At 72.4% G+C, this 24,247-nt stretch carries 25 protein-coding genes, 1 tRNA gene and 1 riboswitch; of the genes, 7 read left to right on the forward strand and 19 right to left on the reverse strand.

What is annotated here, in order from left to right:
• Nucleotides 1-150: 150 nt before the first annotated feature.
• From ACFVT2_RS38545 to ACFVT2_RS38575, 7 genes are all read right to left on the reverse strand, one after another.
• Nucleotides 151-1,008, reverse strand: coding sequence for a fumarylacetoacetate hydrolase family protein (locus ACFVT2_RS38545; RefSeq protein WP_390025905.1), 858 nt, complete (start codon nucleotides 1,006-1,008; stop codon nucleotides 151-153).
• Between the two features lie 138 nt (nucleotides 1,009-1,146).
• Nucleotides 1,147-2,103, reverse strand: coding sequence for a YidC/Oxa1 family membrane protein insertase (locus ACFVT2_RS38550; RefSeq protein WP_390025907.1), 957 nt, complete (start codon nucleotides 2,101-2,103; stop codon nucleotides 1,147-1,149).
• Nucleotides 2,104-2,245: 142 nt separating this feature from the next.
• Complete coding sequence (locus ACFVT2_RS38555) at nucleotides 2,246-2,551, reverse strand: DUF6412 domain-containing protein (protein WP_390025909.1); 306 nt, start codon at nucleotides 2,549-2,551, stop codon at nucleotides 2,246-2,248.
• A 212-nt stretch (nucleotides 2,552-2,763) separates the two neighbouring features.
• Entirely contained in the window at nucleotides 2,764-4,281 is a 1,518-nt protein-coding gene (locus ACFVT2_RS38560) for a sodium:solute symporter (protein WP_390025910.1), read from the reverse strand.
• Nucleotides 4,278-4,541 carry a DUF3311 domain-containing protein gene (locus tag ACFVT2_RS38565; protein WP_390025911.1) on the reverse strand — a complete coding sequence of 88 codons (264 nt, stop codon included), beginning with the start codon at nucleotides 4,539-4,541 and terminating at the stop codon, nucleotides 4,278-4,280. The genes ACFVT2_RS38560 and ACFVT2_RS38565 overlap by 4 nt, the downstream gene beginning before the upstream one ends.
• A gap of 74 nt (nucleotides 4,542-4,615) precedes the next feature.
• A complete protein-coding gene (locus ACFVT2_RS38570; protein ID WP_390025913.1) occupies nucleotides 4,616-5,416 on the reverse strand; it encodes a class E sortase in 801 nt (266 codons plus the stop codon).
• Nucleotides 5,417-5,571: 155 nt separating this feature from the next.
• On the reverse strand, nucleotides 5,572-6,942 hold the full coding sequence (locus tag ACFVT2_RS38575; RefSeq protein WP_390025915.1) for a DUF445 domain-containing protein: 1,371 nt from the start codon (nucleotides 6,940-6,942) through the stop codon (nucleotides 5,572-5,574).
• 396 nt (nucleotides 6,943-7,338) lie between these two features.
• Between ACFVT2_RS38575 and ACFVT2_RS38580 the strand changes: the two genes are divergently transcribed.
• Nucleotides 7,339-8,649 carry an SGNH/GDSL hydrolase family protein gene (locus ACFVT2_RS38580; protein WP_390025917.1) on the forward strand — a complete coding sequence of 437 codons (1,311 nt, stop codon included), beginning with the start codon at nucleotides 7,339-7,341 and terminating at the stop codon, nucleotides 8,647-8,649.
• A 16-nt stretch (nucleotides 8,650-8,665) separates the two neighbouring features.
• On the opposite strand, the gene ACFVT2_RS38585 is transcribed toward ACFVT2_RS38580, so the two are convergent.
• From ACFVT2_RS38585 to ACFVT2_RS38600, 4 genes are all read right to left on the reverse strand, one after another.
• Entirely contained in the window at nucleotides 8,666-9,376 is a 711-nt protein-coding gene (locus ACFVT2_RS38585; RefSeq protein ID WP_390025919.1) for a DUF1707 domain-containing protein, read from the reverse strand.
• A gap of 9 nt (nucleotides 9,377-9,385) precedes the next feature.
• A complete protein-coding gene (locus tag ACFVT2_RS38590; RefSeq protein WP_390025921.1) occupies nucleotides 9,386-10,411 on the reverse strand; it encodes an ATP-binding cassette domain-containing protein in 1,026 nt (341 codons plus the stop codon).
• 40 nt (nucleotides 10,412-10,451) lie between these two features.
• The gene (locus ACFVT2_RS38595) at nucleotides 10,452-11,216 is read right to left on the reverse strand and encodes an ABC transporter permease (protein ID WP_390025965.1); all 765 of its coding nucleotides are present in this window, start codon (nucleotides 11,214-11,216) and stop codon (nucleotides 10,452-10,454) included.
• Between the two features lie 88 nt (nucleotides 11,217-11,304).
• Entirely contained in the window at nucleotides 11,305-12,099 is a 795-nt protein-coding gene (locus ACFVT2_RS38600; protein ID WP_390025967.1) for an ABC transporter permease, read from the reverse strand.
• A gap of 363 nt (nucleotides 12,100-12,462) precedes the next feature.
• Between ACFVT2_RS38600 and ACFVT2_RS38605 the strand changes: the two genes are divergently transcribed.
• Nucleotides 12,463-14,727, forward strand: coding sequence for a transglycosylase domain-containing protein (locus ACFVT2_RS38605; RefSeq protein ID WP_390025922.1), 2,265 nt, complete (start codon nucleotides 12,463-12,465; stop codon nucleotides 14,725-14,727).
• 38 nt (nucleotides 14,728-14,765) lie between these two features.
• Here ACFVT2_RS38605 and ACFVT2_RS38610 read toward each other — a convergent pair whose 3' ends face one another.
• The 3 genes from ACFVT2_RS38610 to ACFVT2_RS38620 form a co-directional block, all read right to left on the reverse strand.
• Nucleotides 14,766-15,086, reverse strand: coding sequence for a DMT family transporter (locus ACFVT2_RS38610; RefSeq protein ID WP_390025924.1), 321 nt, complete (start codon nucleotides 15,084-15,086; stop codon nucleotides 14,766-14,768).
• 31 nt (nucleotides 15,087-15,117) lie between these two features.
• Nucleotides 15,118-15,190: riboswitch (guanidine-III (ykkC-III) riboswitch) on the reverse strand.
• A gap of 44 nt (nucleotides 15,191-15,234) precedes the next feature.
• Complete coding sequence (locus ACFVT2_RS38615; protein WP_052287519.1) at nucleotides 15,235-15,537, reverse strand: co-chaperone GroES; 303 nt, start codon at nucleotides 15,535-15,537, stop codon at nucleotides 15,235-15,237.
• Between the two features lie 128 nt (nucleotides 15,538-15,665).
• Nucleotides 15,666-15,986, reverse strand: a complete 321-nt coding sequence (locus tag ACFVT2_RS38620) for a DUF3618 domain-containing protein (RefSeq protein WP_189855787.1) — start codon at nucleotides 15,984-15,986, stop codon at nucleotides 15,666-15,668.
• 268 nt (nucleotides 15,987-16,254) lie between these two features.
• Here ACFVT2_RS38620 and bcp point away from each other — a divergent pair, with 268 nt between their 5' ends.
• Complete coding sequence (bcp, locus tag ACFVT2_RS38625) at nucleotides 16,255-16,722, forward strand: thioredoxin-dependent thiol peroxidase (protein WP_390025927.1); 468 nt, start codon at nucleotides 16,255-16,257, stop codon at nucleotides 16,720-16,722.
• Between the two features lie 62 nt (nucleotides 16,723-16,784).
• Here the strand turns inward: bcp and ACFVT2_RS38630 are convergent, their stop codons facing one another.
• The gene (locus tag ACFVT2_RS38630) at nucleotides 16,785-18,068 is read right to left on the reverse strand and encodes a sensor histidine kinase (protein ID WP_390025929.1); all 1,284 of its coding nucleotides are present in this window, start codon (nucleotides 18,066-18,068) and stop codon (nucleotides 16,785-16,787) included.
• Nucleotides 18,068-18,574, reverse strand: a complete 507-nt coding sequence (locus ACFVT2_RS38635) for a hypothetical protein (protein ID WP_390025931.1) — start codon at nucleotides 18,572-18,574, stop codon at nucleotides 18,068-18,070. Before ACFVT2_RS38635 ends, ACFVT2_RS38630 begins: the two co-directional genes overlap by 1 nt.
• A 452-nt stretch (nucleotides 18,575-19,026) precedes the next feature.
• Here ACFVT2_RS38635 and ACFVT2_RS38640 point away from each other — a divergent pair, with 452 nt between their 5' ends.
• The 4 genes from ACFVT2_RS38640 (at nucleotide 19,027) to ACFVT2_RS38655 (ending at nucleotide 22,167) form a co-directional block, all read left to right on the forward strand.
• Nucleotides 19,027-20,568, forward strand: a complete 1,542-nt coding sequence (locus ACFVT2_RS38640) for an MFS transporter (protein WP_390025933.1) — start codon at nucleotides 19,027-19,029, stop codon at nucleotides 20,566-20,568.
• Between the two features lie 129 nt (nucleotides 20,569-20,697).
• Nucleotides 20,698-21,351 carry an HNH endonuclease signature motif containing protein gene (locus ACFVT2_RS38645; RefSeq protein ID WP_390025935.1) on the forward strand — a complete coding sequence of 218 codons (654 nt, stop codon included), beginning with the start codon at nucleotides 20,698-20,700 and terminating at the stop codon, nucleotides 21,349-21,351.
• 8 nt (nucleotides 21,352-21,359) lie between these two features.
• Nucleotides 21,360-22,031 (forward strand): HNH endonuclease, encoded by a 672-nt coding sequence (locus tag ACFVT2_RS38650; RefSeq protein ID WP_390025937.1) that lies wholly within the window; start codon nucleotides 21,360-21,362, stop codon nucleotides 22,029-22,031.
• 49 nt (nucleotides 22,032-22,080) lie between these two features.
• Nucleotides 22,081-22,167, forward strand: a tRNA-Leu gene (locus ACFVT2_RS38655).
• A 54-nt stretch (nucleotides 22,168-22,221) separates the two neighbouring features.
• On the opposite strand, the gene rdgB is transcribed toward ACFVT2_RS38655, so the two are convergent.
• The 3 genes from rdgB to rph form a co-directional block, all read right to left on the reverse strand.
• On the reverse strand, nucleotides 22,222-22,857 hold the full coding sequence (rdgB, locus tag ACFVT2_RS38660; protein ID WP_390025939.1) for an RdgB/HAM1 family non-canonical purine NTP pyrophosphatase: 636 nt from the start codon (nucleotides 22,855-22,857) through the stop codon (nucleotides 22,222-22,224).
• A gap of 9 nt (nucleotides 22,858-22,866) precedes the next feature.
• Nucleotides 22,867-23,286, reverse strand: coding sequence for a hypothetical protein (locus tag ACFVT2_RS38665; protein ID WP_390025941.1), 420 nt, complete (start codon nucleotides 23,284-23,286; stop codon nucleotides 22,867-22,869).
• 225 nt (nucleotides 23,287-23,511) lie between these two features.
• Complete coding sequence (gene rph, locus ACFVT2_RS38670) at nucleotides 23,512-24,243, reverse strand: ribonuclease PH (RefSeq protein ID WP_390025943.1); 732 nt, start codon at nucleotides 24,241-24,243, stop codon at nucleotides 23,512-23,514.
• Between the last annotated feature and the right edge of the window lie 4 nt (nucleotides 24,244-24,247).

A 24,247-nucleotide genomic window follows, 5' to 3' on the forward strand; every position in this document is an offset into this window, starting at 1 on the left:
GGTGTGCAGGACGTAAAGCGCAGCAGTCCTGCACACCGCCCCCTCCGGCCCCGTCACCGCACCCCAAAAGCCCCGCGCAGCGGACAACACCCCACGCCGCCAGGCGAAACGGCAAGAACCCCCACGGCGGGACGGCCGACAACGTGGGAATCAAGCCGAACGCAGCGGCTGCCGCTGGCGGCCCAAGCCGTCGATCTCCAGCTCCACCACATCGCCCGCCCGCAGGTACGGCTTGGGCTCGGGCTGGCCCATCGCCACGCCGGCCGGGGTGCCGGTGTTGATGACGTCGCCCGGGTAGAGCGTCATGAACTGGCTCACGTAGCGGACCACTTCGGCCACCGGGAAGATCTGTTGGGCGGTCGTGCCGTCCTGCTTCAGCTCCCCGTTGACCCATAGGCGGATGCCCAGCGCCTGCGGGTCCGGTACCTCGTCGGCGGTCACCAGCCAGGGACCCAGCGGGTTGAACGTCTCGCAGTTCTTGCCCTTGTCCCACTGGCCGCCGCGCTCGATCTGGAAGGCGCGCTCGGACACGTCGTGCGCCACCGCGTAACCGGCCACCGCCGCCAGCGCCTGCTCGTCGCTCTCCAGATAGCGGGCGGTCCGGCCGATGACCACGGCCAGCTCGACCTCCCAGTCGGTCTTCTCGCTGCCGCGCGGCACGAGGACCGTGTCATCGGGGCCGACGACGGTGTCCGGCGCCTTCATGAAGATGATCGGCTCCTCGGGGGTGGCGGCCCCGGTCTCCCTGGCGTGGTCGTGGTAGTTCAGCCCGATGCACACGACCTTGCCGATCCGGGCGACCGGCGGGCCGATGCGCAGTCCGGTGGCGTCGAGTACGGGCAGGTCGCCGGCGTCCGCGGCGGCCCGGATCCGGGCCAGCGCGGCGTCGTCCGCGAGCAGCGCGCCGTCGACGTCCGGAACCAGGCCCGACAGGTCACGCAGCACGCCGGCCCCGTCGAGCAGCGCCGGGCGTTCCGCCCCCACCGTTCCGACACGCAGCAGCTTCATCGTTTCCACTCCCGTGGTCGAAGGTCGGCCCTGGGAGGGTCCTCCCGGGCCGGCCGATGGGGGACGGCCATCGAGCGATTTGGCCGATCCTCCAAGAAGGCGATCCACTCCGCAAGACCCCGTTCACGGACTGGACCGTTACTGAGGGGTAGTAACAATCGGGTCGGGGGCGGTCCCCCGCTGATCCGGGTCGGTCGGCTGCTCCGACGCGCCCGCCCGCACCGCGGTGTTGGCCCTGGCCCGCGCCGCCTTCTGCCGCGCGGCCCGGGTCCTGGGCCCACCCCGCCGCACCGCCCGCGGCGCCTGCGACGAGGGCTGGGGCTGGGGGTGGGGCTGCGGCTGGGACTTGGGGACGCTGCTCGTCGTCGGCTCGGGGGTGCCGGCCGGTGTGCGGTCGCGGTGCAGCAGGGCCCGTTCGCACGCCGTCCAGGTCGTGCTGGTCACCACGTACAGCGCGGCCGCCAGCGGTACCACCGCCACGGTGATCAGCGTGCCGAAGGACAGCAGCGGCGTCAGCTTGCTCAGCGCGCCCATACCGGGCGCCGTGGTGCCCGCGGCGGGGGTGGGGGCCGCGGCCAGCGTCGCCTTGGCGCGCCGGTAGTTCCAGGTGGCGACCGCCGCGATCAGGACGAACAGCGCGAGGTAGACCAGCCCCTGCGGCCCGGTCGCCCCGCCGTCGGCGAGCGCCTGGCGCCAGGTCCCGCCGAGCGGGGCGCCCAGCAGCGTATGGCTGAGCAGGGTGCCGTTCCCACTGGAGAAGAGGTGGTACATCACGAAGAAGACCGGGAGTTGGAGCAGGGACGGCAGGCAGCCGGCCAACGGCGAGGAGCCGGACGTGGCGTACAGGTCGGCCGTCGCCTTCTGGAGTCGCTCGCGGTCGCCGCGGTACTTGCGCTGGAGGGCGGCGATCTGCGGGGCGAGGGCACCGCGGGCCTTCTCCCCACGGGCCGCCGCGCGGGCCAGCGGGTGCAGGGCGGCGCGCACGCCGAGGGTGAACAGGACGATGGCGGCCGCGGTGGCCGCGGTCCCGAAGAGCGGTTCGATGGCCTGGGCGCCGCGCTCCAGCGCCTCGCCGAGAAGGTCGAAAACGGACATGGGTGAGCCCTCCACGGGTCTCGTCGTGCCGAAAGGGAGATACGGCGTGACGAACCGCGCGGACACGCACCGGCGCAGCGGTAGGGCGGATCAGGGCACGCACCGGACAGCTGCCGGGCGTGGTGGGGGTGCGCCGGAGCGGCTACGCGGCCGCCGGGAGGGTGCGGCCGGGTGCTCGCGGGCGCGGGCGACCGGCGGCATCGGGGTCGCGTTGGGGCAGGAACGCCGTACGGCGTTCACGGTCGCGGATGGCCGTGCGTATCCGGCCTGGTGGCACCGGGCGGACAGCGGCGGCCAGGGCGAGGGCGCTGCACAGCAGCAGCACCGCGGCGGTGGTCGCGGCGGCGGCCAGGGTCGTCGTCAGACCGGTCTGCTCCAGCAGGAGTCCGGCGAGCAGGAAGAACAGTGCGCTGGTGTAGAGCCGCCAGGCTTCGGCGATGCGGTGCATCCGGCGTCCCCCTCCCCGCGCTCCCCCGCGCCCCGTCGGTCGTCATTCGGTGATCGACCGTCCGTACCAGAGTAACCGGACGCGCGAGCGGTTGCGACAGTCCGTTCGAGGATTCACTCTCGGCGGTGAACGGCGGGCCGTGGCGCGGCGGGTGGCCGCGGCGGGGCCGGGAAGGGCCGGCCGCCGCGGCGCGGGGCCGCGGCGGCCGGTCGTCAGCGGGTGCCGCTCGCGGCGTCCTCGGCCCGGGGGAACTCGTCCTCCAGCGCCAGGACTTCGGCGTCCGGCCGGTCGTCGCCCCGTTCCCGCGGGCCGAGCCAGGTCACCGCCAGGGTCACCAGCACGTTCACCGCGAGTCCGACGATCCCGGCGTTCACGCCCCACACCGGGTCGTGGCCGCCGAAGACCAGGACGCACACCAGGGTGAAGCCCGCCACCAGGCCGCTCACCGCCGCGTACATCGTCAACCGTCGCCACACCAGGCCCAGGAGCAGCATCGGCACCAGCTGGGCCATGCCCTCGTAGGAGATCAGGGAGAGCCGGACCAGGGTGTTGGGCGCGGTGTAGGTGAGCGCCAGCGCGAGCGCCCCGGCGACCACCACGACCAGCTGCGACCAGAGCTTCTGACGGGATGCCAGGCGGGGGACGGCACCCAGCACGCTCCTGCCCCACATCGTGCCGATGACCAGCATGAAGACCGCCATCGGCACGATCGAGGAGAGCGCCGCGGCCACCCCGATCACCCCGACCGCCCAGGCCGGCAGGGAGTCCACGACCAGTTTGAACAGCGCCAGGTTGGACCCGGCGCCGGTCAGCCCCGGGACGACGAACAGCGCCGCCATCCCCAGCAGCATCGGCACGAACAGCAGGACGTTGTAGAAGGGCAGGTACATGGCGTTGCGGCGGAGCACGTCGGCGTTGCGGGCGCCCAGGTAACCGGCCACGGTCGTCGGGAAGATCACCACCGTCAGGGAGTTGATCAGGGTGGTGGTCACGAACCAGGACTGGCCCAGGCCGCCGGAGGCGTGGCCGGGAAAGGTCAGCCACTGCGGCTTCTCCGCGACGATCCGGTCCAGGAAGGGGCCGTAGCCGCCGAAGTAGTGCAGCGGGACGTACCCCGCGAGGAAGCCGAGGGTCACGATGACCAGGACGTCCTTGAGGACCGACACCCAGGCGCTGCCGCGCAGTCCGCTGACGACGACGAAGCCGGTGGTCACCGCGAAGCCTATGAAATAGGCCCAGTTGAGGCTGATCGTGCCGTAGGAGATGGTCGAGACGACCACGCCCATGCCGGTGATCTGGAGCTGGATGTAGGGCAGCAGGCAGACGGTGGCGAGGACGGCGACGGCGGCGCCGAGCCAGGGCCGGCGGTAGCGGTGGGCGACGATGTCGGTGATGCCGACCAAGCCGTGGCGGCGGGCGTAGGCCCACAGCATCGGGCCGACGACGTAGCCGATCGCGTAGCCGCAGGACATGTAGGCCACGACGTAGAGCACCGGCGCGCCGAAGTTGTAGCCCCAGCCGGCCGCGCCGAGGTAGCTGAAGCTCGTGTAGCTCTCGCCGGCCATCAGCACCCAGATGAAGACGGTGCCCAGACTGCGGCCGCCCACCGACCACTCGGCCAGGCCCGCCCGGGACCTACCCGCCCCTCGCCCGCGGACCGCGAGCAGCCCCAGGGCGACGGTCAGGACCATGAACGCGGCGAAGATCGCGGTGGAGACGGTGGCGTTCACGCGCGGCCCCCGGTCGGTCCGTCGTCCCGGCCGCGGCCCCGCCTGAGGTCGCCGCGGCGCGCCAGCCACACCGACACCGGGGTCAGCAGGGTGGCGAGCAGCATCCAGAAGAAGAGGAACGGCAGGCCGAGAACGGTCGGGGTGACCCGGTTGACGAACGGCAGCACCACCAGGAACAGCACATACGGCAGCAGCAGCCAGAGCAGCGCGGGGCGCTTTCGGGATCCCGGGGGCGGGCCGCCGGGGGACTGGTTTCGCACGTGGGGAAAGCCTAGGCGACCCGCGGCCGCTCCCGGCCGGCAGGGAGCGGTCCCGGGTGGCCGGTGGTCCCCGCTCACCGCGGCTGCGCCGTCCGCAGCACCGCCCAGACGACCAGGCGGTAGGTGGAGGTGTACTCCGGCGTGCAGGTCGTCAGGGTGAGGTACGCGCCCGGGGCGGTGAAGCCGTAGCCGGGGTGGACGGTGCTGCGGGGGACGGGCGCGAGGACGGCGGCGTCGCCGGGGGTGGTCTCGGGCAGCGTCGCGCGGACCACGTAGGTGGCGCGGAGGCGGGCGGTCTCCAGGACGACGGTGTCGCCGGGGCGCAGCCGGTCGAGGTGCCGGAACGGTTCGCCGTGGGTGTTGCGGTGGCCGGCCAGTGCGGTGTTGCCGGTCGCGCCGGGCTGTGCGGTGTGCGGGTAGTGGCCTACGTAGCCCTTGTTGAGGACGGCGGTGCGGCCGATGCCCTCGGCGACCGGGGCGGTCAGGCCGAGGCGGGGGATGCGGAGGATCGCGTAGGCGAGGTCGCGGGGCGGGGCCGCCGGGGCGGTGTCCCGGCCGGACGGGGGTGCGGTGGGCGGCGTGGTGCCCGGCGGGCCGGCCGGCCGCGCGGTCCCGGCGCCGTCCGCCGGCGGGGGGTGCGACGGCCCGGCCGCGGCCCCGTCCCGCCACTGCCGTTCCAACTGGCTGACCTGGTCGCGGGCCGCGTCCTGGGCCGTGCGGTTGGTCCACCACAGCTGGTGGGCGACGAACAGCAGCAGGACGACGCCGAGCGTGACGGCCAGTTCCGCGCCGGTCCACAGGGCCCGCCCGGCCGGCGAGCGGCGGCCGTCCCGCCCCCGCCGCCCTTGTACGACCACCGGTATCCGCTCCCGCACGCGGGCACCGTAAGCCCTCCGGCCGCAGCCTGCCAGAGGCGGCGCGGCCGGAGATCCGGGCGCGCGGCCCGGGCCCGGCCGGGTCAGCCGGGTCAGCCGGGTCAGCCGGGTCAGCCGGGTCAGCCGGGTCAGCCGGGTCAGCCGGGTCAGCCGGGTCAGCCGCCGAACGCCTGGGAGACGGCGTAGATGCACAGTCCGGCGAGGGCGCCGACGACCGTGCCGTTGATGCGGATGAACTGGAGGTCGCGGCCGATGTGCGCCTCGATCTTCTTCGAGGTGTGCTCGGCGTCCCAGCTCGCGACGGTGTCGGTGATCAGTGCGGTGATCTCGCTCTGGTACGTCGTCACCACGTAGACGGCGGCGCCCTCCAGCCAGCCGTCGACCTTGCCGCGCAGCCGGCCGTCGGCGGCCAGCCGCCCGCCCAGGGAGAGCAGCGCCGCGCGCACCCGGAGCCGGAGTTCACTGCGCTCGTCCTCGGCGGCGGCCACGATCATCGCGCGGACCGCGCCCCAGGTGGAGGCGATCAGGTCCTGCACCTCGCCGCGGCCCAGCACCTCGGACTTGAGCCGTTCGACCTTCTCGCGGGTGCCCGGGTCGGACCGCAGGTCGCCGGCGAAGTCCGTCAGGAAGCGGTCCACCGCGCCGCGCGCCGGGTGCTCGGGCATGTCCCGCATCTCGGTGACGAAGCGCAGGAGTTCCTTGTAGACCCGGTCGCCCACCTTGCGGTCGACGAACCGGGGGGTCCAGCCGGGGGCGCCACCGGAGACCGCGGAGACGACCGAGTCGCCGTGGTCGACCAGCCAGTCGTGGGCGCGGGCGCAGACCAGGTCCACCACCCGGGTGTGGCCGCCCTCGGCGACGATCTTCTCCAGCAGCGAGCCGATGCCGGGCGCGATCTCCTGGGCGTCGGCGCGGCGGGTGATGGCCTCGCCGACCACCGCCTGCACGTCGGAGTCGCGTAGCACGGTCAGCGCGCCGCGCAGCGCGGTGGACAGCTCGGCGGTGACCCGGTCGGCGTTCCGCGGTTCGGCGAGCCAGCGGCCGAGCCGGGCGCCGACGCCGACCGAGCGCAGCCGGCGGCGGACCACCTCGCCGGAGAGGAAGTTCTCCCCGACGAACTCGCCCAGGCTCTGCCCGAGCTGGTCCTTCTTGCTGGGGATGATCGCGGTGTGCGGGATCGGCAGGCCCATCGGCCGCTTGAACAGCGCGGTGACCGCGAACCAGTCGGCCAGCGCGCCGACCATGCCGGCCTCGGCGGCCGCCGCGACGAAGCCGGTCCAGCCGCCCGCGCCGGCCGCGCCGGCCCACTTCGCCAGGGCGTACACCGCGGCGACGACCAGCAGCAGGCCGGTCGCCAGGGCCTTCATCCGGCGGACGGCCCGCCGCTTCTCCTCGTCGGCGGCGCTGTAGCCGAAGCCGCCGGGCACCGTGCGGCCGCCCGGGGCGCCGCCCACCGCGGGCACCGCCCCCACGGCCCGCGCCGTCCGCGGCCCCTCCGGCCCCTCCGTCCGGGTGTGTTGTTCCATCCGCTCCACCACTCCCACCGTCTCCCCCGCCTTCCGTACGCCATCCGGCCAACACCGCCCGTGCCGGCCGTACGGACCGGTGCGGAGCGGGCCGCGCGGGCCGTCCCGGGTCGCCGGGATCCGGTCGTGCCGGCCGTACGCCCGTATGTGTCCCACAGTGCCCTACTCCCGGAACCACCCACGAGTTCCCGGTGCCCCGGAACACCGGTGGCGGATCGGGGCGGCGGGCGGCCCCCCGGGGGTCCGTGGGATCATGGACCCCCGGCCGGACCGCGACGGCACCGCCGTTCACCGGGCGTCCGAAGTCCGCACCTCCCAGGTCCGGGCGTCCGCGTCCCGCCGCCCCTGCCCGCCCGGAGCGCGCAGCTCCGCCAGCCTCCAGGAGACGCCTCCGGCATGACCAGACGTGTGGGTTACTCCCTGCTCGCCGGCCTGGCGGCGTTGGTGGTGCTGATCTCGGCCGCGATATTCATCGGCTTCGGCGGCACCCGCGGCACCCCGGGCGGCGCTCCGCACGAACCGCAGACGTCGGCGGCGCCGGCGGTCTCCGGGCAGTGGGTCGGCACCTGGTCGGCGGCCGCGACGTCGGCCGAGCCCGGCACCCAGGACGGCTACGCGCAGATGTCGATCCGGAACGTCGTCCACACCAGCGTCGGCGGCTCCAGCGCCCGGATCCGGCTCTCCAACCTCTACGGCACCCGCCCGCTGCCGCTCAGCCATGCCTCGCTCGCGCTGTCGGCGGGCAGCGGCAGCCCGATCGCCACGGCCGGCACGATGCGGCGGCTCACCTTCGGCGGCAGACCCTCGGTGACCCTCCCGGTCGGCGGCGAGATCACCAGCGACCCGGTCCGGCTGAGCGTCCCCGGCAACGCCGACCTGCTGGTCACCACGTACTCCCCGGCCCCCTCGGGACCGGCCACCTATCACCCGTACGCCCGCCAGACGTCCTACCTGGCCCGCGGCGACCGCACCGAGGACACCACCGGCACCGCCTACACCGAGCAGAGCCCGTACTGGCGCTATCTGACCGGCGTGGACGTGTGGACCACCCAGGCGCACGGCGCGGTGGTGGCGATCGGCGACTCGATCACCGACGGCATCACGTCCACCCCGGGCGCCAACCACCGCTGGACCGACTTCCTCGCCGCCCGGCTGCGCAACGAGCCGGGCGCCCCCCGCTACGGCGTGCTCAACGCCGGCATCAGCGGCAACCGCCTGCTGACCGACGGCAACCGCCTCGCCCCCACCAACGGGCCCAGCCTGCTCTCCCGTCTGGACCGCGACGCACTGTCCCGTACGGGCGTGAAGGCGGTGGTGGTCGAGATCGGCGTGAACGACCTGTTCAAGGCCCCGCGCCAGCTCGACGCGCAGAAGATCGTCGCGGGCATGCGGGAGGTGGTGCGCCGGGCGCACGCCCACGGGCTGCGGGTCACCGGCTCCACCCTCACCCCGTTCGGTGGGCACCGCGGCTACTCCCACCAGCTCAACGCGGTACGCGAACAGGTCAACCACCTGATCCGCTCCGGCACCGTCTACGACGAGGTCGTCGACTTCGACCGGGCCCTGCGCGATCCGGCGCACCCGCTGCGACTGCGGCCGACCTACGACTCCGGGGACCATCTGCACCCCAGCGACACCGGCTACCGCGCGATGGCCGACGCGGTGGACGTCGACCACCTCCGGCAGGTCGCGCCCGCCGCGCTCTGACCGCGGCGACCCCCGGTCAGTCCAGTTCCCGGCGCTCCCGGCGCTCCTGCTTGAGCCGCCGCCGCTCCTCCTTGCGCTCGGCCTTCAGACGCCGCTGCTCCTCCCTGGGCAGCTTGCGCTCCACGCCGACGCCACCCATCAGGGCCAGCCCCGAGACGATCACCCGGGGCGCCCCGGGCTCGCCCGGCACCCCGTCCTCCCGGGAGTCGAAACCGCCCATGATGCCCAGTCCGCGCATCTCGACCTCGACGCCCGGCGGCACGATGACGTTGACCCCGCCCATCAGCGCCCAGACGCTGATCTCGACCTCCCGCCCGGCGAAGTCGGCCTCGCGCAGGTCGAGTTCGCCGCCGCCCATGAGGCACACCGCGGTGAACCGGCGCCCGATCGTCCACCGGCCCTTGCGCTCGAAGCCGCCCATGACGGCGATGCCCGACGTGGAGCCCCTGGCGTCCTCCACGATCCGCTCGGACCAGGTCGCCACCGCACCGTCGGCCGCCGGCTCCTTGCGGAGCGACAGCGGGGCCGGGGCCGGTGCGGCCGCCGGTAGGTCGGCGGTGATCCGCTCCAGTTCCCCGTAGGTGCGGGCCTGGTAGGCGGCGTCGAACCGCTCGTCGAACTCCGCCATGTCCAGCCGCCCCTCGGCGAGGGCGTCCCACAGGATCTCGGTGACCCGCTCGCGGTCGGCGTCGGAGGCGCGCAACTGGGGGAGGCGTTCGTCAGTCATACGGACAGATTAGAGCGCGGCCCGCGCCGAGTCGCCCGGCTCGCGGCGGGCGGCGCCACCGCCCGCGTACAGCTCGGCGATCAGGGTCTCGATGTCGGGTTCGCGGACCGAGAGGTCCACCAGCGGATAGCGTGCGGCGACCGCCGTCACCAGGGGTGCCGCGCTGCGCGCCGCCGGGAACGCCAGCCACTGCCGGGGGCCGTCCACCTTGACCGTGCGGGCCCCGGGAATGCCGTCGATCGGCGGGAGTTCCTCCGCCAGGTCCACCACCAGCGTCCGTTCGCCGTCCGCGGCCGCCCGCAGCCCGGCCAGGTCCCCGTCGAAGACCAACCGCCCGTGGTCGATGACCATCACCCGGCGGCACAACTGCTCGATGTCGGTGAGGTCGTGGGTGGTGAGCAGGACCGTGGTGCCCCGCTCGGCGTTGACCTCGCGCAGGAACGTGCGGACCTTGGCCTTGCTGATGACGTCCAGGCCGATGGTCGGCTCGTCGAGGTAGAGCACCTCGGGGTCGTGCAGCAGCGCCGCCGCGATGTCGCCGCGCATCCGCTGGCCGAGCGAGAGTTGGCGGACCGGGACGTCCAACAGGGGTGCCAGGTCGAGGAGTTCGATGCAGCGGTCGAGGTTGGTGCGGAAGACGCCGGCCGGGACCCGGTACATCCGGCGCACCAGCTCGAAGGAGTCCTTGAGCGGCAGGTCCCACCACAGGGTGGTGCGCTGCCCGAAGACCACGCCGATCCGGCGGGCGAGGCGGGTGCGTTCGCGGGACGGGTCGATGCCGGCGACCCGCAGTCGGCCGCCGCTGGGCACCAGGATGCCGGTCAGCATCTTGATGGTGGTGGACTTCCCGGCGCCGTTGGGCCCGATGTAGCCGACCATCTCACCGCGCGGCACGTGGAAGGTGAGGCCGTCGACGGCCCGCACCTGGTGCCGGGTCCGCCGCAGCCGGCCCGCCCTGCGCCGTACGGTGAAGACCTTCTCGACGCCGGCCAGCTCGATCAGCGGCTCCGCGGCCGCCGCGTTCGTCCCGCTCATGACCGCAACGCTCCTTCCCTCATGACTTCTTGATGTGGTGTCAGCTGCCGGTGCTGCGGTAGGCGCGGATGCCGTGCCGCCAGGCCAGCGCGGCGCCCGCGACCATCAGCGCGGCCACCGCCGGCCCCAGGAAGGCGGTCCAGACCGGCAGCCCGAGGGGGTAGGGGCGGCCCAGCACCCACAGCGCGGGCAGCCAGTTGACGAAGGCCAGCGGGATGATGAAGGTGACCCCGCGCACCAGGTCCCGGGCGAACACCGTCGGCGGGTACTGGAGCAGGGCGTTGCCGCCGTAGGTGACGGAATTCTGCAGCTCGGCGGCGTCCTGCGCCCAGAACTGGAAGGCCGCCCCGGCGGTGTAGACCGCGCCGAAGATCACCGCGCCGCACACCGCCATCAGCGGCACCATCAGGATCCGGCCCACCGTCCACTCCACGTCGAGCCGGCCGACCGACCAGAGCAGCACCAGCAGCCCCTGGACGGTGCGGCCCAGCCGGCGCAGCGCGAAGCGGTCCGCGGCGATCTGGACGTAGACCGGGGCGGGGCGCAGCAGCAGGATGTCGAGGGTGCCGTCGCGGATCCGGGCGCCGAGCCGCTCCACGTTGCCGATCGCCAGGTCCGCCAGGCCCAGCGCGAGACCGCAGGTGCCGTAGAGGAAGGCGACCTCGGGGAGGGTGAAGCCGCCGAGCGCGTCGACGCGGGAGAACATCAGCAGGATCGCGACGAAGTCCAGCCCGCTGGCGGCGAAGTTGCCGAACGCCATCAGGGCGAACGACGTCCGGTAGGCGAGCGTGGAGCGCACCCACATCCAGGCGATCAGTCCGTACGCGAACAGCCCGTGCCGCAGGGCGCGCAGCCGGCCGTCCGGCGCACCGTCGGGGCGGTGCGGAGGCGCGCTAGCCACCGTGCACCACCACCTTGCGGGTGGCGGCCGACTGCACCAGTCGTCCCAGCGCCAGCAGTGCCACCGCCCAGGCCGCCTGGAACGCCAGCCCGCGCAGCAGCGCCCCGCCGGTCCGTGCGCCGATCAGGACGTCGGCCGGCACCTGGAGGAGCGCCGCCCACGGCAGGAGTTGGGCGAGGTCGGCGAAGCCGCCGGGGAAGACCCGCAGCGGCAGCACCATCCCGGAGAAGAACATGCACGACAGCCCGCTGACCAGGGCCAGTCCGGAGCTGTCCAGCAGCCAGAACGCCGACAGCGCCACGAGGTAGCGCAGCGCGAAGCTGACCACCACGCCCAGCAGCGCCGACACCAGGAACCAGCCCCAGGTCAGCGGATTGCCGGGGAGCGCCAGCGGGAACGCCAGGGCGCCCACCGCCATCGGCACCACCCCGCGCCCGATCATCTGGAGCCCGGCCCGGCCCAGGTCCGCGGCGAGCCACCACAGCTGGAGGTCGGCCGGCCGGTAGAGGTCCACCGCGATGTCGCCGCTGCGGATCCGGTCCTGGAGCTCGTCCAGCCCACCGGTGGCGATCATGGCGACGGCCAGCAGCGCCTGCCCCGCCCAGACGAAGGTCAGCGCCTGCGCCTGCCCGTAGCCGCCCAGGTGCGGCCGCTGGTCCCACAGGGCGAGGTAGGTGTAGGCGATGATGAAGCCGAAGACGGTGTTGGTGGCGACGCCCGCGACGGTGGCGGCGCGGTAGGTGGCGTACCGCCGGAAGCTGCCGGCCGCCACTGCCACGTACAACACGCCGTGCTCCCCCAGCTCTTGGTCGACCCCGTCCTGGGTCATGCGGACGGGAAGCACCGGAGCCTAAGGCCCGCTTGCGGTGGGCACCATCGATTTATCACTCGTCCGGGTGAGGCATGGGCGCCATTCGGCCGGGCACCGGGCGGACGCGGGTGCGCGCCACGCCGGGTGGCCGGGACGGATGATGCGAAAGTTACCTATCGGGTGTTCGTCGCCTTTCCGGCACAGCGCAGAAAACGCCGCACCGCACTCCGCACGACCCCGCACCCCGGTACGACACCGGACCCGACCCCGCACCGGTCCTGACACGACACCGCTCCGCCGCGGCACAACCTTCGGCGGCGGCCGAGGAGTCACACAGACATGAGCGACGACGCGCGGCACGACGGCACGGGCAGCGAGGCCGACGAGGAGCGGGCCGCCCGCCCCCGGCGCACCGGTTGGCGACGGCTCCTGCCCACCTGGCGGATGCTGTTGGGGTCGGTCCTGCTCTTCCTGCTGCTGATCGTGGGCGGACTGACCGCCGGCTACCTCCTCGTCGACATCCCGCCCGCCAACAGCGCGGCGAAGGCGCAGAGCAACGTCTACCTCTACTCCGACGGCACGGAACTGGCCCGCGACGGCGACGTCAACCGCGAGAACGTACCGCTCGGCCAGGTCCCCAGGACCGCCCAGCGGGCCGTACTCGCCGCCGAGGACCGGGACTTCTACTCCGAGTCCGCGGTCGACCCGGCCGCGATGCTGCGGGCCGCCTGGAACACCGTTACAGGGAAGGGCAAGCAGTCCGGCTCCACCATCACCCAGCAGTACGTCAAGAACTACTACCTCGGCCAGGAACAGACCCTCACCCGCAAGGCCAAGGAATTCTTCATCGCCATCAAGCTGGACCGCGAGGTGAGCAAGGACGAGATCCTTCAGGGCTACCTCAACACCAGCTACTACGGCCGCAACGCCTACGGCATCCAGGCCGCCGCCCAGGCGTACTACGGCAAGAACGTAGGCGCCCTCACCACCGCCGAGGGCGCCTACCTCGCCGCGCTGCTCAACGCCCCCAGCGCGTACGACATCACCGCCCACCCCGAGAACCGACCGCGCGCCCTGGCCCGTTGGAACTACGTCCTGGACGGCATGGTCAAACAGAAGTGGCTCGGCCGCGCCGAACGCGCCGGGCTGGCCTTCCCCGCCCTCACCAAGGCCCGCGCCTCCGCCGGCCTCTCCGGCCAGCGCGGCTACCTCGTCGAAGCGGTCCGGGACTACCTCACCGACCACGACGTCCTCGACGAGGACACCCTGCGGGCCGGCGGCTACCGCATCACCACCACCATCGACCGCAAACGGCAGAACGCCTTCGTCAAGGCCGTCCGCACCCAGCTGATGGACCAGCTCAGCGACGGCCGCGAGGTCGACGGCTACGTCCGGGCCGGCGGCGCCTCCATCGACCCCGGCACCGGCCACGTCGTCGCCCTCTACGGCGGCATCGACTACGCCAAGCAGTACGTCAACAGCGCCACCCGCCGCGACTACCAGGTCGGCTCCACCTTCAAGCCGCTGGTCTTCGCCTCCGCCGTGCAGAACGGCTCCGTCACCCAGGACGGCTCCCCGATCACCCCCAACACCGTCTACGACGGCACCAGCAAGCGGATGACGGTCAGTCACGGCCGCCCCACCGGCTTCGCCCCCGACAACGAGGACGACCGCTCCTACGGCCCGATCAGCGTCACCGAGGCCACCGACAAGTCCGTCAACGCGGTCTACGCCCAGATGGGCATCGACGTCGGCCCGGACATCGTCCGCAAGACCGCGGTCGCCCTCGGCATCCCCGCCAGGACCCCCAGCCTCGCCACCTCCCAGGGCGCCATCTCCCTGGGCACCGCGACCCCCAGCGTGCTGGACATGACCCAGGTCTACGCGACCCTCGCGCACCACGGCCGGCAGCTCCCCTACACCCTGGTCGACCGCGTCGCCAAGGGCGGCGAGGCCATCGACCTCCCGGAGCGCGAGGAGACCACCGCCGTCGAGCGGGCCGCCGCCGACACCACCACCCAGATCCTGCGCAGCGTCGTCGACGGCGGCACCGGCACCGCCGCCCAGGGCGCCGGCCGTCCGGCGGCCGGCAAGACCGGCACCGCGGAGAAGGACAAGGCCGCCTGGTTCGCCGGCTACACCCCCGACCTGGCCACCGTCGTCGCCGTCCTGGGCCAGCACCCGGAGACCGCCGTCCAGGAACCGCTCTACGGCGCGGCCGGGCGGGACCGCCTCAACGGCGGCGACTTCCCCGCCCAGATCTGGGCCGACTACACCGCGGCGGCGCTCACCGGCCGCCCCGTCCACGACTTCGACCTGCAGCTCCAGGACGGCGCCGAGCCGGGCCTGTCCGCCTCGCCGTCCGCCGACGACTCGGAGTCGGCGAGCGCCTCGACCTCACCGAGCACCGGCCCGTCCGGCAGCGTCACCCCGACCGACACCGGGGCGCCGACCGGGACCGGCGCCCCCACCGGGCCGACCGGCGAACCGACCGTCCCGCCGATCCCCACCGAGGTGCCGACGACCGCCGAACCCACCGAGGAGTTCCCGACCGTGGGCCCGCCCGACGCCGACGACTACGCGCAACGGTGGGGCGGCGGATAGCCGGCTGACGCGGGCCGACGACTATCCGTCGGCCCGCGTCAGTGACCGGACGTGGCCTTCAAGCCGACCACGGCCACCAGCAGCAAACAGATGAAGAAGATCCGCGCGGCGGTCGCGGGCTCACCGAGCACCAGCATCCCGATCACCGCCGCACCGGCCGCGCCGATGCCGACCCAGACGCCGTAGGCGGTGCCGATCGGCAGGGTCCGGGCCGCGTAGGAGAGCAGCACCATGCTGGCGACGATGCCCGCGCCGGTGGCGACACTGGGCCACAGCCGGGTGAATCCGTCGGTGAACTTCATCCCGATCGACCAGCCGACCTCCAACAGGCCGGCGACGACGAGCAGAATCCATGCCATGACGGCACCTCCGTGAAAGGACTTCAACAGGGGTGCGTCGTCTTGTCCTGACCCGGTACGGCGCGTCTCGTCGGGTTGCCCCCGAGGCTAGCAAAGGGCTCCCCCGCAGGTGGTGACGTGGATCACCGCCCGCGGGGGAGCCGCTTGACTACAGGTACAGGCCGGTCGAGTCCTCCGCGCCCTCCAGGCGCTCCGCGGCCACCGCGTGCAGGTCGCGCTCGCGCATCAGCACGTACGCCACCCCGCGCACCTCGACCTCGGCCCGGTCCTCGGGGTCGTACAGCACCCGGTCGCCCACCTCGACGGTCCGTACGTTCTGCCCTACCGCGACCACCTCGGCCCAGGCCAGGCGACGGCCGACCGCCGCGGTCGCGGGGATGACGATGCCGCCGGACGAGCGGCGCTCGCCTTCGGGGATGTCCGTCCGGACCAGCACGCGGTCGTGCAGCATCCGGATCGGCAGCTTGTCGTGGGTGTCCTTGGCGTTATTCCGGCTCACGGCATGACCGTACCTGTCCGGCGGCGACGATCATGCACCGCGGGCCGGATCCGAAGGGCCGGACCGGCCTCGCGAGCGGGCTACTTGTGCCGCTTCTTGGAGCCCAGCGCCAGCAGGCCCACCACGGCCACGCCGATCATGGCCACCGGAATGATCCGCTCCAGGCGGGGCGCCCCGTCCTCGGACACCAGCTGGCCGCGCACGTCCGAAACCAGGCGGTTGACGGCCACGTAGGCCCGTCCCGCCGTGCGGTCCACGGCCGCGGACGCCTTCGCCTTCGCATCGTCCATGATCGTCTTCGGGTGCAGTCGAACGCCGATCTCGTCGAGCGTCACGGCGAGATCCTGCCGCCTGCGGACGATGTCCGCCTCGATCTGCGCAGGGGTCCTGGCTTCCGACACCGCGCCGCCTCCGTCATCTCGTGCCGATGCGTACAAGGGCCGGACACGTTCCGGATCTGCCCCGTACGAAAACCGGCCACCGCGATCAGCGGCCGATTCGTGAAGGACAGTCTGTCAGCTCGCACCGGCGGGCGCCCCACAGCACCCCCGTTTCGCGCCGCCGGGGCGCCCCCGCCGCCGGCCGACTCATGCCGGGGCGGCCCGCTGGCCTAATGTCAGGGACGTACCGCCCCACCCTCAGGACCCTGCAAGGAGACGGAGACCCACCATGAGCGAGCGACTCCAGCCCGGCGACACCGCGCCCGCCTTCACGCTCCCCGACGCCGACGGCAAGCAGGTCTCGCTCGCCGACCACAAGGGACGCAAGGTCATCGTCTACTTCTACCCGGCCGCGCTGACCCCCGGCTGCACCAAGCAGGCCTGCGACTTCACCGACAACCTCGACTTCCTGGCCGGCCACGGCTACGACGTCATCGGCATCTCCCCCGACAAGCCGGAGAAGCTCGCGAAGTTCCGCGAGAAGGAGGACCTCAAGGTCACCCTGCTCGGTGACCCGGACAAGGAGGTCCTCACCTCCTACGGCGCCTTCGGCGAGAAGAAGCTCTACGGCAAGACGGTCACCGGCGTGATCCGCTCCACCGTCATCGTCGACGAGGACGGCAAGGTCGAGCGCGCGCTGTACAACGTCAAGGCCACCGGCCACGTCGCCAAGATCATCAAGGATCTGGCGCTGTAACGCCGTTACAGCCGTCGGACCGGCGGTAGAGCCGTCGGACCGGCGGCGGACCGGGCCAGCCCTTACGGCGCCGACGCCGGCGCCACCTCCGGGACCGTCACCACGGCCCGGTCCGGCAGCTCCAGCACGGCCTCGGCGCCGCCGCCCTCGGCGGCGCCGAACTCCAGCCGCGCCCCCAGCACCTCCGCCTGCCCGGCCGCGATCGTCAACCCCAGCCCGTGCCCCGTACCGCGCTCCGGCGCCGCCGTACGGAACCGCCGCGGTCCCTCCGCACGCAGGTCCGCCGGATACCCCGGCCCGTGGTCCCGCACCACGATCCGCGCTCCGGCGACCACCACCTCGATCGGCGGCTGGCCGTGCTTGGCCGCGTTCGCCAGCAGGTTCACCAGCACCCGCTCCACCCGCCGCCGGTCCGTCTCCACGATCTGCGGCTCGCCCTCGACCGTCACCGACACCGCGAGGTCGTCCACCCCACGCTGCCGCGCCGCCCGCTTCACGATCCCGCGAACCAGCGACGGCAGCTCACAGGCGTCCAGATCGGCCCGCTCCACCCCCGCGTCCAGTCGCGACACCTCCAGCAGGTCCTCCACCAGCCGCCGCATCGCCTGCGCCCGGTCCCGCACCAGCTCCACCGCCCGCGGCTCCGGCAACAGCTCGGCCGCCGCCACCAGACCCGCCACCGGCGTCCGCAGCTCGTGCGCCACATCCGCGGTGAACTCCCGCTCCGCCTGCGCCTGGGCCGCCAACGACGTCGCCATGTGGTGCACGCTGCGCCCCAACTCGGCCACCTCGTCCCGGCCGTTGCTGGCCAGCGCCTCCGCGTCCGGCGGCTCCCCCGCCGCGATCCGCCGCGCCGCCGCCGCGCTGAGCCGCAGCCGCCGCGACAACCGCTGCGACACGAACCACGACACCACCGCCATCAGCACGACCGTGCCGCACCCGGCGATCAGCAGCGCCCGGTCCAGCGCCACCTGCGCCGGATCGTCGGCCGGGTACGCCGCCGACACCGACAGCGAGCGCGTCGGCCGGTCGGCGTCCCCGCCGACCCCGGTCGCCGCCCACACCCGCGGGTCGTCGCCCCCGCTGAGATACGTCCCCGAACGGTTGTGGAACACCGCCTGCCGCAGCGGCGACGGCAACGTCGCGTCGTCCAGCTGCGCGCCCAGCGCCAGCGTCCCGTCCCGCTCGTAGATCTGCAGCGCCGAACTCAGCCGCTCGTCCTGATAGGACCGGGCCGACCGCTCCCGCTCGACGTCCGCGATGTGGTGCACGGCGAACCCGAGCACCACCACCGCAAGCGCCGTCATACCCGAAATGGCCAGGGCGATCCGGCCTCGAATGCCCATCACGCGAGGTTGTACATCTCCGTCGTGTCACCGAGCGGCGTGGAGCCGTCGTAGGTCACTTCCAGCCCCGTGAAGGCCCGCGCGCCGTCGACCTCCTTCGCGCCGTAGAGCCGGAACGTCGCCCGGTACCCGGCGTCCGTGCCGACCCCCGCCGCGGTCTTCTCGACCTGCACCACACCCCGGCCCTCGGCCTCGTCGGCGTCGTAGCGGTCCCAGGTGATCGCGGTCGCCACCATCCCGGCGTCGGCGCAGGTCAGCGTGATCACCCGGGGCCTTATCTCCGGCTCCCCGATCCCGCAGTCGCGGACGCCCGGGAGACCTTCGGTCGGCCGACCGTCCGACTTCACGTCCTGGACGGCCGAGGTCTTCGGTGCGGCGTCCACCGCCGACGCCCGGTCCGACGCCTGGCTGAACCACACCCCACCGGCCGCCAGCGCGGTCACCACGACAAAGGCCAGCAGGGCGGTGCGCCCGCGCCTCCAGCGGGCCTCTTCGCGGTCGGTCATCACACACTCCTCCCGGGGCACCTTCGCCCCGTCAACCCCACCAGCAAACACGACCGCCGCGGCAGCCCCGCACCGGCCCGGAACCGGCCACGGCACTTCGACACCACACGACGGCTGCCACTTCCTGCGACGAAAGGGCACCCTTCGGCGGGCCTGCGACAAAAAGGGGCGGTTTCGTCACCGCCACTCTCCTCTCCCCCCGACACAGGCTGATTGCCCGAATGCTGCGGTGACCGCTCGGCTTTGTACCAGTCGTGTAACAAGCCGCCGCCGCACGACAACCCTCCACCCCCTCTGACGTGCGCCGTACGGACCGGCTCCACGTGACATACCTCGCGTTCGCCGTTCACAGTGTTTTGACCCGCCCTCCAGCGTGCAGGCGCACCCGTCGTAGCCCCAACACCCCGTCCGCGTAACCGAACCGCGCGCCGACCGACCGGGAGGACCACCGCGTGCCGCACCTCAGTACCGAAGACAGCCACTCCGCGCCGGAACCGGACCGGGAGGCACGCAGACGTCACTGGGCGCTCTTCCGCGTCATCGACCGACGCCGCAACCCGCGGCTCCGCCGCACCGACATCACCGTCACCGACGAGCCGACCGTCCGCCGCGCGGTGAAGGCCGCCGCCCTCGGCAACGCCATGGAATGGTTCGACTTCGGGATCTACAGCTACCTGGCCCTCACCATCGGCAAGGTCTTCTTCCCCGGCGGCAGCGCCACCACCAGCCTGCTGTCCTCCTTCGCCACCTTCGCCGTGGCCTTCCTCGTACGACCCCTGGGCGGCGCCTACTTCGGCCCCCTCGGCGACCGCGTCGGCCGCAAGAAGGTGCTCGCCCTCACCATGATCATGATGGCGCTGGGCACCCTCTGCATCGGCCTCATCCCGTCCTACGCGACCATCGGCCTGTGGTCCCCCGCCCTCCTCATCCTCTTCCGCATGATCCAGGGCTTCTCCACCGGCGGTGAATACGGCGGCGCCTCGACCTTCATCGCCGAATACGCCCCCGACAAGAAGCGCGGCTATTTCGGCAGCTTCCTGGAAATGGGCACGCTGATCGGCTACACCGGCGCCGCGGGAATCGTCCTCGTGCTCAACACCGCACTGGGCCCGGACGCCATGCTCAGCTGGGGCTGGCGCGTCCCCTTCCTCATCGCCGGCCCGCTCGGCCTGGTCGGCCTCTACCTCCGGCTCCGGCTCGACGAGACCCCGGCCTTCCAGAAATTCGAGGCCGCGCAGACCCACGCCCCCACCGGTTCCCCCGCCCGGGGCGAGGAGGAATCCGCCCACCTCCCCGCCAACACCCCGGGGAGGAAGCTGGGCGAAATCCTCACCCGGCACTGGCCCGCGCTCATCCTCTGTATCGCCCTGGTCGGCGCCTACAACATCACCGACTACATGCTCCTCTCCTACATGCCGACCTACCTCACGGACACCCTCAAATACAACGAGACCCACGGCCTGCTGATCCTGCTGGTCACCATGGTCGTCCTCACCTGCCTGCTCCCCACCGTCGGGAAACTCAACGACCACTACGGCCGCAAACCCCTCCTCATGACCGGAATGCTGGGCTTCCTGGTCCTCGCCATCCCGGCGTTCCTCCTGGTCAAACAGGGCTCCCTGCTCACCGTTTCGTGCGGAACGGCCCTCCTCGGCCTCTCCCTCCTCTGCCTCCTGGGCACCATGTCCGCGGCCCTGCCCGCCCTCTTCCCCACCAGCGTCCGCTACGGCTCCCTGTCCATCGGCTACAACCTCGCGGTCTCCGTGTTCGGCGGCACCACCCCCCTGGTCATCACCGCCCTCATGGACGCCTTCGACAAGAACGTCATGGTGCCCGCGTACTACACGATGGGCGCCGCCCTCGTCGGCGTCATCGCCGTCGCCTGCATGAAGGAAACCGCCCAACAGCCCCTCGAAGGCTCCCCGCCCTCCGTCGCCACCAAGGAGGAGGCCCTCGAACTGATCGCGTCCCGGACCCCGGAGCCACGCTTCTGATCGCACTCGGGTATCCGATCACTCACCCGCCGTGACCACCCCCGCGTTCGATCGTCACTCAGTTCGAGCACCGAGAGCGCGCACGGGGTGGGCCTGGCGGCCTGGTGCGCTGGCACCAGGGGGGGCAGCATGCCGATGAGTCCGTACACCCGGGAGCGACTGGAAGCCGCGGCGTCGTCGTCGCGGACGCTGTCGGAGGCGTTGGGAAAGTTGGGAGTGGACCCGCGGAGTTCGAAGCGGAACTACCTCAGGGAGCGGATGAGGAAGCTGGGAGTCGACACGTCGCACTTCGAGCGGGAGGGGGTGAAGTGGACGAAGGAAGCGCTCCAGACGGCGCTGTCCGCCTCGACGAACATGTGCGAGGTGCTCCGCCGTCTCGGCCTTGAGGTCGTGGGCGGACACCACACCCACATCAGCCGCCGGATCAAGGCGTACGGGATCGACACCTCGCACTTTCAGCTGCCGCCCCAGCGTGGCAAGCCCCGCCGTCCCCGGACACCGGAGGGTGTACTCGTAGAGCAGCCTGCCGCACAGGCGCGGCGGATTCCGAGCGACCGCCTCAAGTGGGCGATGACGGCGGTGGGCGTCCCCGAGCGATGCGCATGCTGCGGTGCGGAAGCGGTCTGGCGAGGACATCGGCTGCCGCTTGAGGTCGACCACATCGATGGCAACTGGCGAGACAACCGCATCGAGAACCTTCGGTTCCTCTGCCCCAACTGCCATTCGACGACTGATAATTACCGTGGGCGGGGCAAGGCACGCGCCAAGGGCGACACGGCATGAGCCGCGGAGTGCAGTACACCCGCGAGCAATTGGCCGAAGCCGCCGCGAAGTATTCCGACATCGACGAGGTCATCGCGTTCTTCGGCACCCGACCGTACGGCAACCTCCGCCGCCATCTTTTCCGGCGGTTCGACCACTTCGGAATCGACGTCTCGCACATGCGACGCCCGGTGCGGGCCAACGGGGCACCCCTGAAACCGGCCGCCGAGGAACTGCGTCGCGCGGTCGAGGGGGCGAATTCCATCGCCGGCGCTCTCCGCGCGCTCGGAAAGGAACCCTATAGCCGCCAGTTGCGCGCACTGTTCCATATGTGGGTGGCCCAGGACGGCCTCGACATATCCCACTTCCTGGGGCAGGCACATCAGCGCGGCAAGCCGGGCGCGGTGCGTACCAAGCGCCCCGAAGACATCCTGGTCCAGCACGACGGTAGGCACCGAACGCGAACCCATCTCCTCCGTCGCGCGCTCCGCGAAGTCGGTGTGCCCGAGGAGTGCGCCGAGTGCGGTGTCGGCCCGCAGTGGCTCGGCAAGCCCATGACACTGGAGATCGATCACATCAGCGGGGACTGGAGCGACGATCGCCGGGAGAACCTCCGGCTGCTTTGCCCCAACTGCCATGCGACAACGGCCACTTGGCGTCGCGGCGGCTGCCCGGCTGGACGCAACCGCGGGGGCCGGTAGCCCGCACCCACCGCATCGACGGCCGGGCCGGTACGATGGCTGAGGGCTGGCGGCCGTGGCGGAACTGGCCTACGCGCAGCACTTAGGATGCTGTGGGAGAAATCCCTTGAGGGTTCGAGTCCCTCCGGCCGCACCACACAAATGGCCTGCGAATCGAAGGTTCCGATCGCAGGCCATTGTGCTGCCCGGATCAGCCCAACAACTCCCGCACCACCGGTGCCAGTGCGCGGAACGCCTTGCCGCGGTGGCTGATGGCGTTCTTCTCGGCGGGGGTCAGTTCGGCGCAGGTCCGGGTTTCGCCGTGGGGCTGGAGGATCGGGTCGTAGCCGAAGCCGCCGTTGCCGGCGGGGGTGCGGCGGAGGATGCCGTCGAGGGTGCCCTCGACGACCCGCTCGGTGCCGTCGGGGAGGGCGAGGGCCGCGGCGCAGGCGAAGTGTGCGGCGCGGTGTTCGTCGGCGATGTCGGAGAGCTGGGCGAGGAGCAGGTCGAGGTTGGCCTGGTCCTCGCCGTGCCGGCCGGCCCAGCGGGCGGAGAAGATGCCGGGGGCGCCGCCGAGGACGTCTACGCAGAGGCCGGAGTCGTCGGCGACGGCCGGGTGGCCGGTGGCCCGGGCGAGTGCGTGTGCCTTGAGGAGGGCGTTCTCGGCGAAGGTGACGCCGGTTTCCTTGACGTCGGGGACGTCGGGATAGGCGTCGGCGCCGACGAGTTCGACGTCGAGGTCGGCCGCGGCGAGGATGGCGCGGAGTTCGGCGATCTTGCCGTTGTTGCGGGTGGCGAGGACGAGGCGGCGGTGGGCTGCGGGGCGGTCGCCGGTTTGTGACTCCATGGGACGCGATTATTCCTTGTCGCCCGGGGTGCAGGCGGTGGTGATCCGGTTCGCCGCCTGGCCGATGGGGGTGAGGTCGGGGGCCCGGTTGTCGTCGATGGCCTTGCGGGCGTCCTTGATGCCGGCGTTCATCGCGGCGATGGCCTTGGTGAGTTCGGGGTCGTCGGTGGACGCACCGAGCTTGCGCAGGTCGGTGTCGAGGGCGTCCAGGGCCTTGTTGGCTTGCTGGGGGTCGTCGAGGGCCTGGTCGGCGGCCTTGCGGAGGTGGTCGACACCGTTGACGAGGGTGCTGGCGGTGTTGGCGCAGTCCACGGCCTTCTGGACGGCGCCGCAGGCGGTCAGCAGCGGGAGCGCGAGGGTGGCGGCGGCCAACGCGGCGAGCGCGGTGGCGGCGGGACGGCGCGGGCGGAGGCGGTGGGGGCGGTCCATGGAGCGTTCCTTCCCTTGGGACGTACGGGGGACGCGTACGGGTGCCGGGGGCGGTGGTGCGGTACGGCGGTGGCGTACGGCGGGCTCGGCACGGGGGGAAACGCGGGGCGGGGAAGGAGGGTTGCCCGGTGCGTGGGGGCGGGGGCGCCCATCGGCCGGCGGGCGGGTGGGGAAGCGGGGCGGAGGGTTGCGTTCCGGCCCCGCTCCCCCGGTGGGCGCGTCGGGTCAGAGGGTGCGGGCCAGCGCTTCCTGCTGGGCGGTGTCGAGGGCGGTACAGCCGGCGACGGCGAGGTCGAGCAGGGAGTTGAGTTCGTCGCGGGCGAAGGGCGCGGCTTCGGCGGTGCCCTGGACCTCGACGAAGCGGCCGTCGCCGGTGCAGACGACGTTCATGTCGGTCTCGGCGCGGACGTCCTCCTCGTAGCAGAGGTCGAGGAGCGGGACGCCGCCGACGATGCCGACGCTGACGGCGCTGACGGTGTCGGCGAGCGGGCGGCGGCCGTGCTTGATGAGCTTCTTGCCCTGGGCCCAGCCGATGGCGTCGGCGAGGGCGACGTAGGCGCCGGTGATGGCGGCGGTGCGGGTGCCGCCGTCGGCCTGGAGGACGTCGCAGTCCAGGACGACGGTGTTCTCGCCGAGGGCCTTGAAGTCGACGACGGCGCGCAGCGAGCGGCCGATCAGGCGGGAGATCTCGTGGGTGCGGCCGCCGATCTTGCCGCGGACGGATTCCCGGTCCCCGCGGGTGTTGGTGGAGCGGGGCAGCATCGCGTATTCGGCGGTGACCCAGCCTTCGCCGGTGCCCTTGCGCCAGCGCGGTACGCCTTCGGTGACCGAGGCGGTGCAGAAGACTTTGGTGTCGCCGAAGGAGACGAGGACGGAGCCTTCGGCGTGCTTGCTCCAGCCGCGTTCGATGGTGACGGGGCGGAGCTGTTCGGGGGTGCGGCCGTCGATGCGAGACATGGCT

The sequence above is a fragment of the Streptomyces sp. NPDC058000 genome (genome assembly GCF_042886435.1).
In the GTDB taxonomy this organism is placed as follows: Bacteria; Actinomycetota; Actinomycetes; order Streptomycetales; family Streptomycetaceae; genus Streptomyces.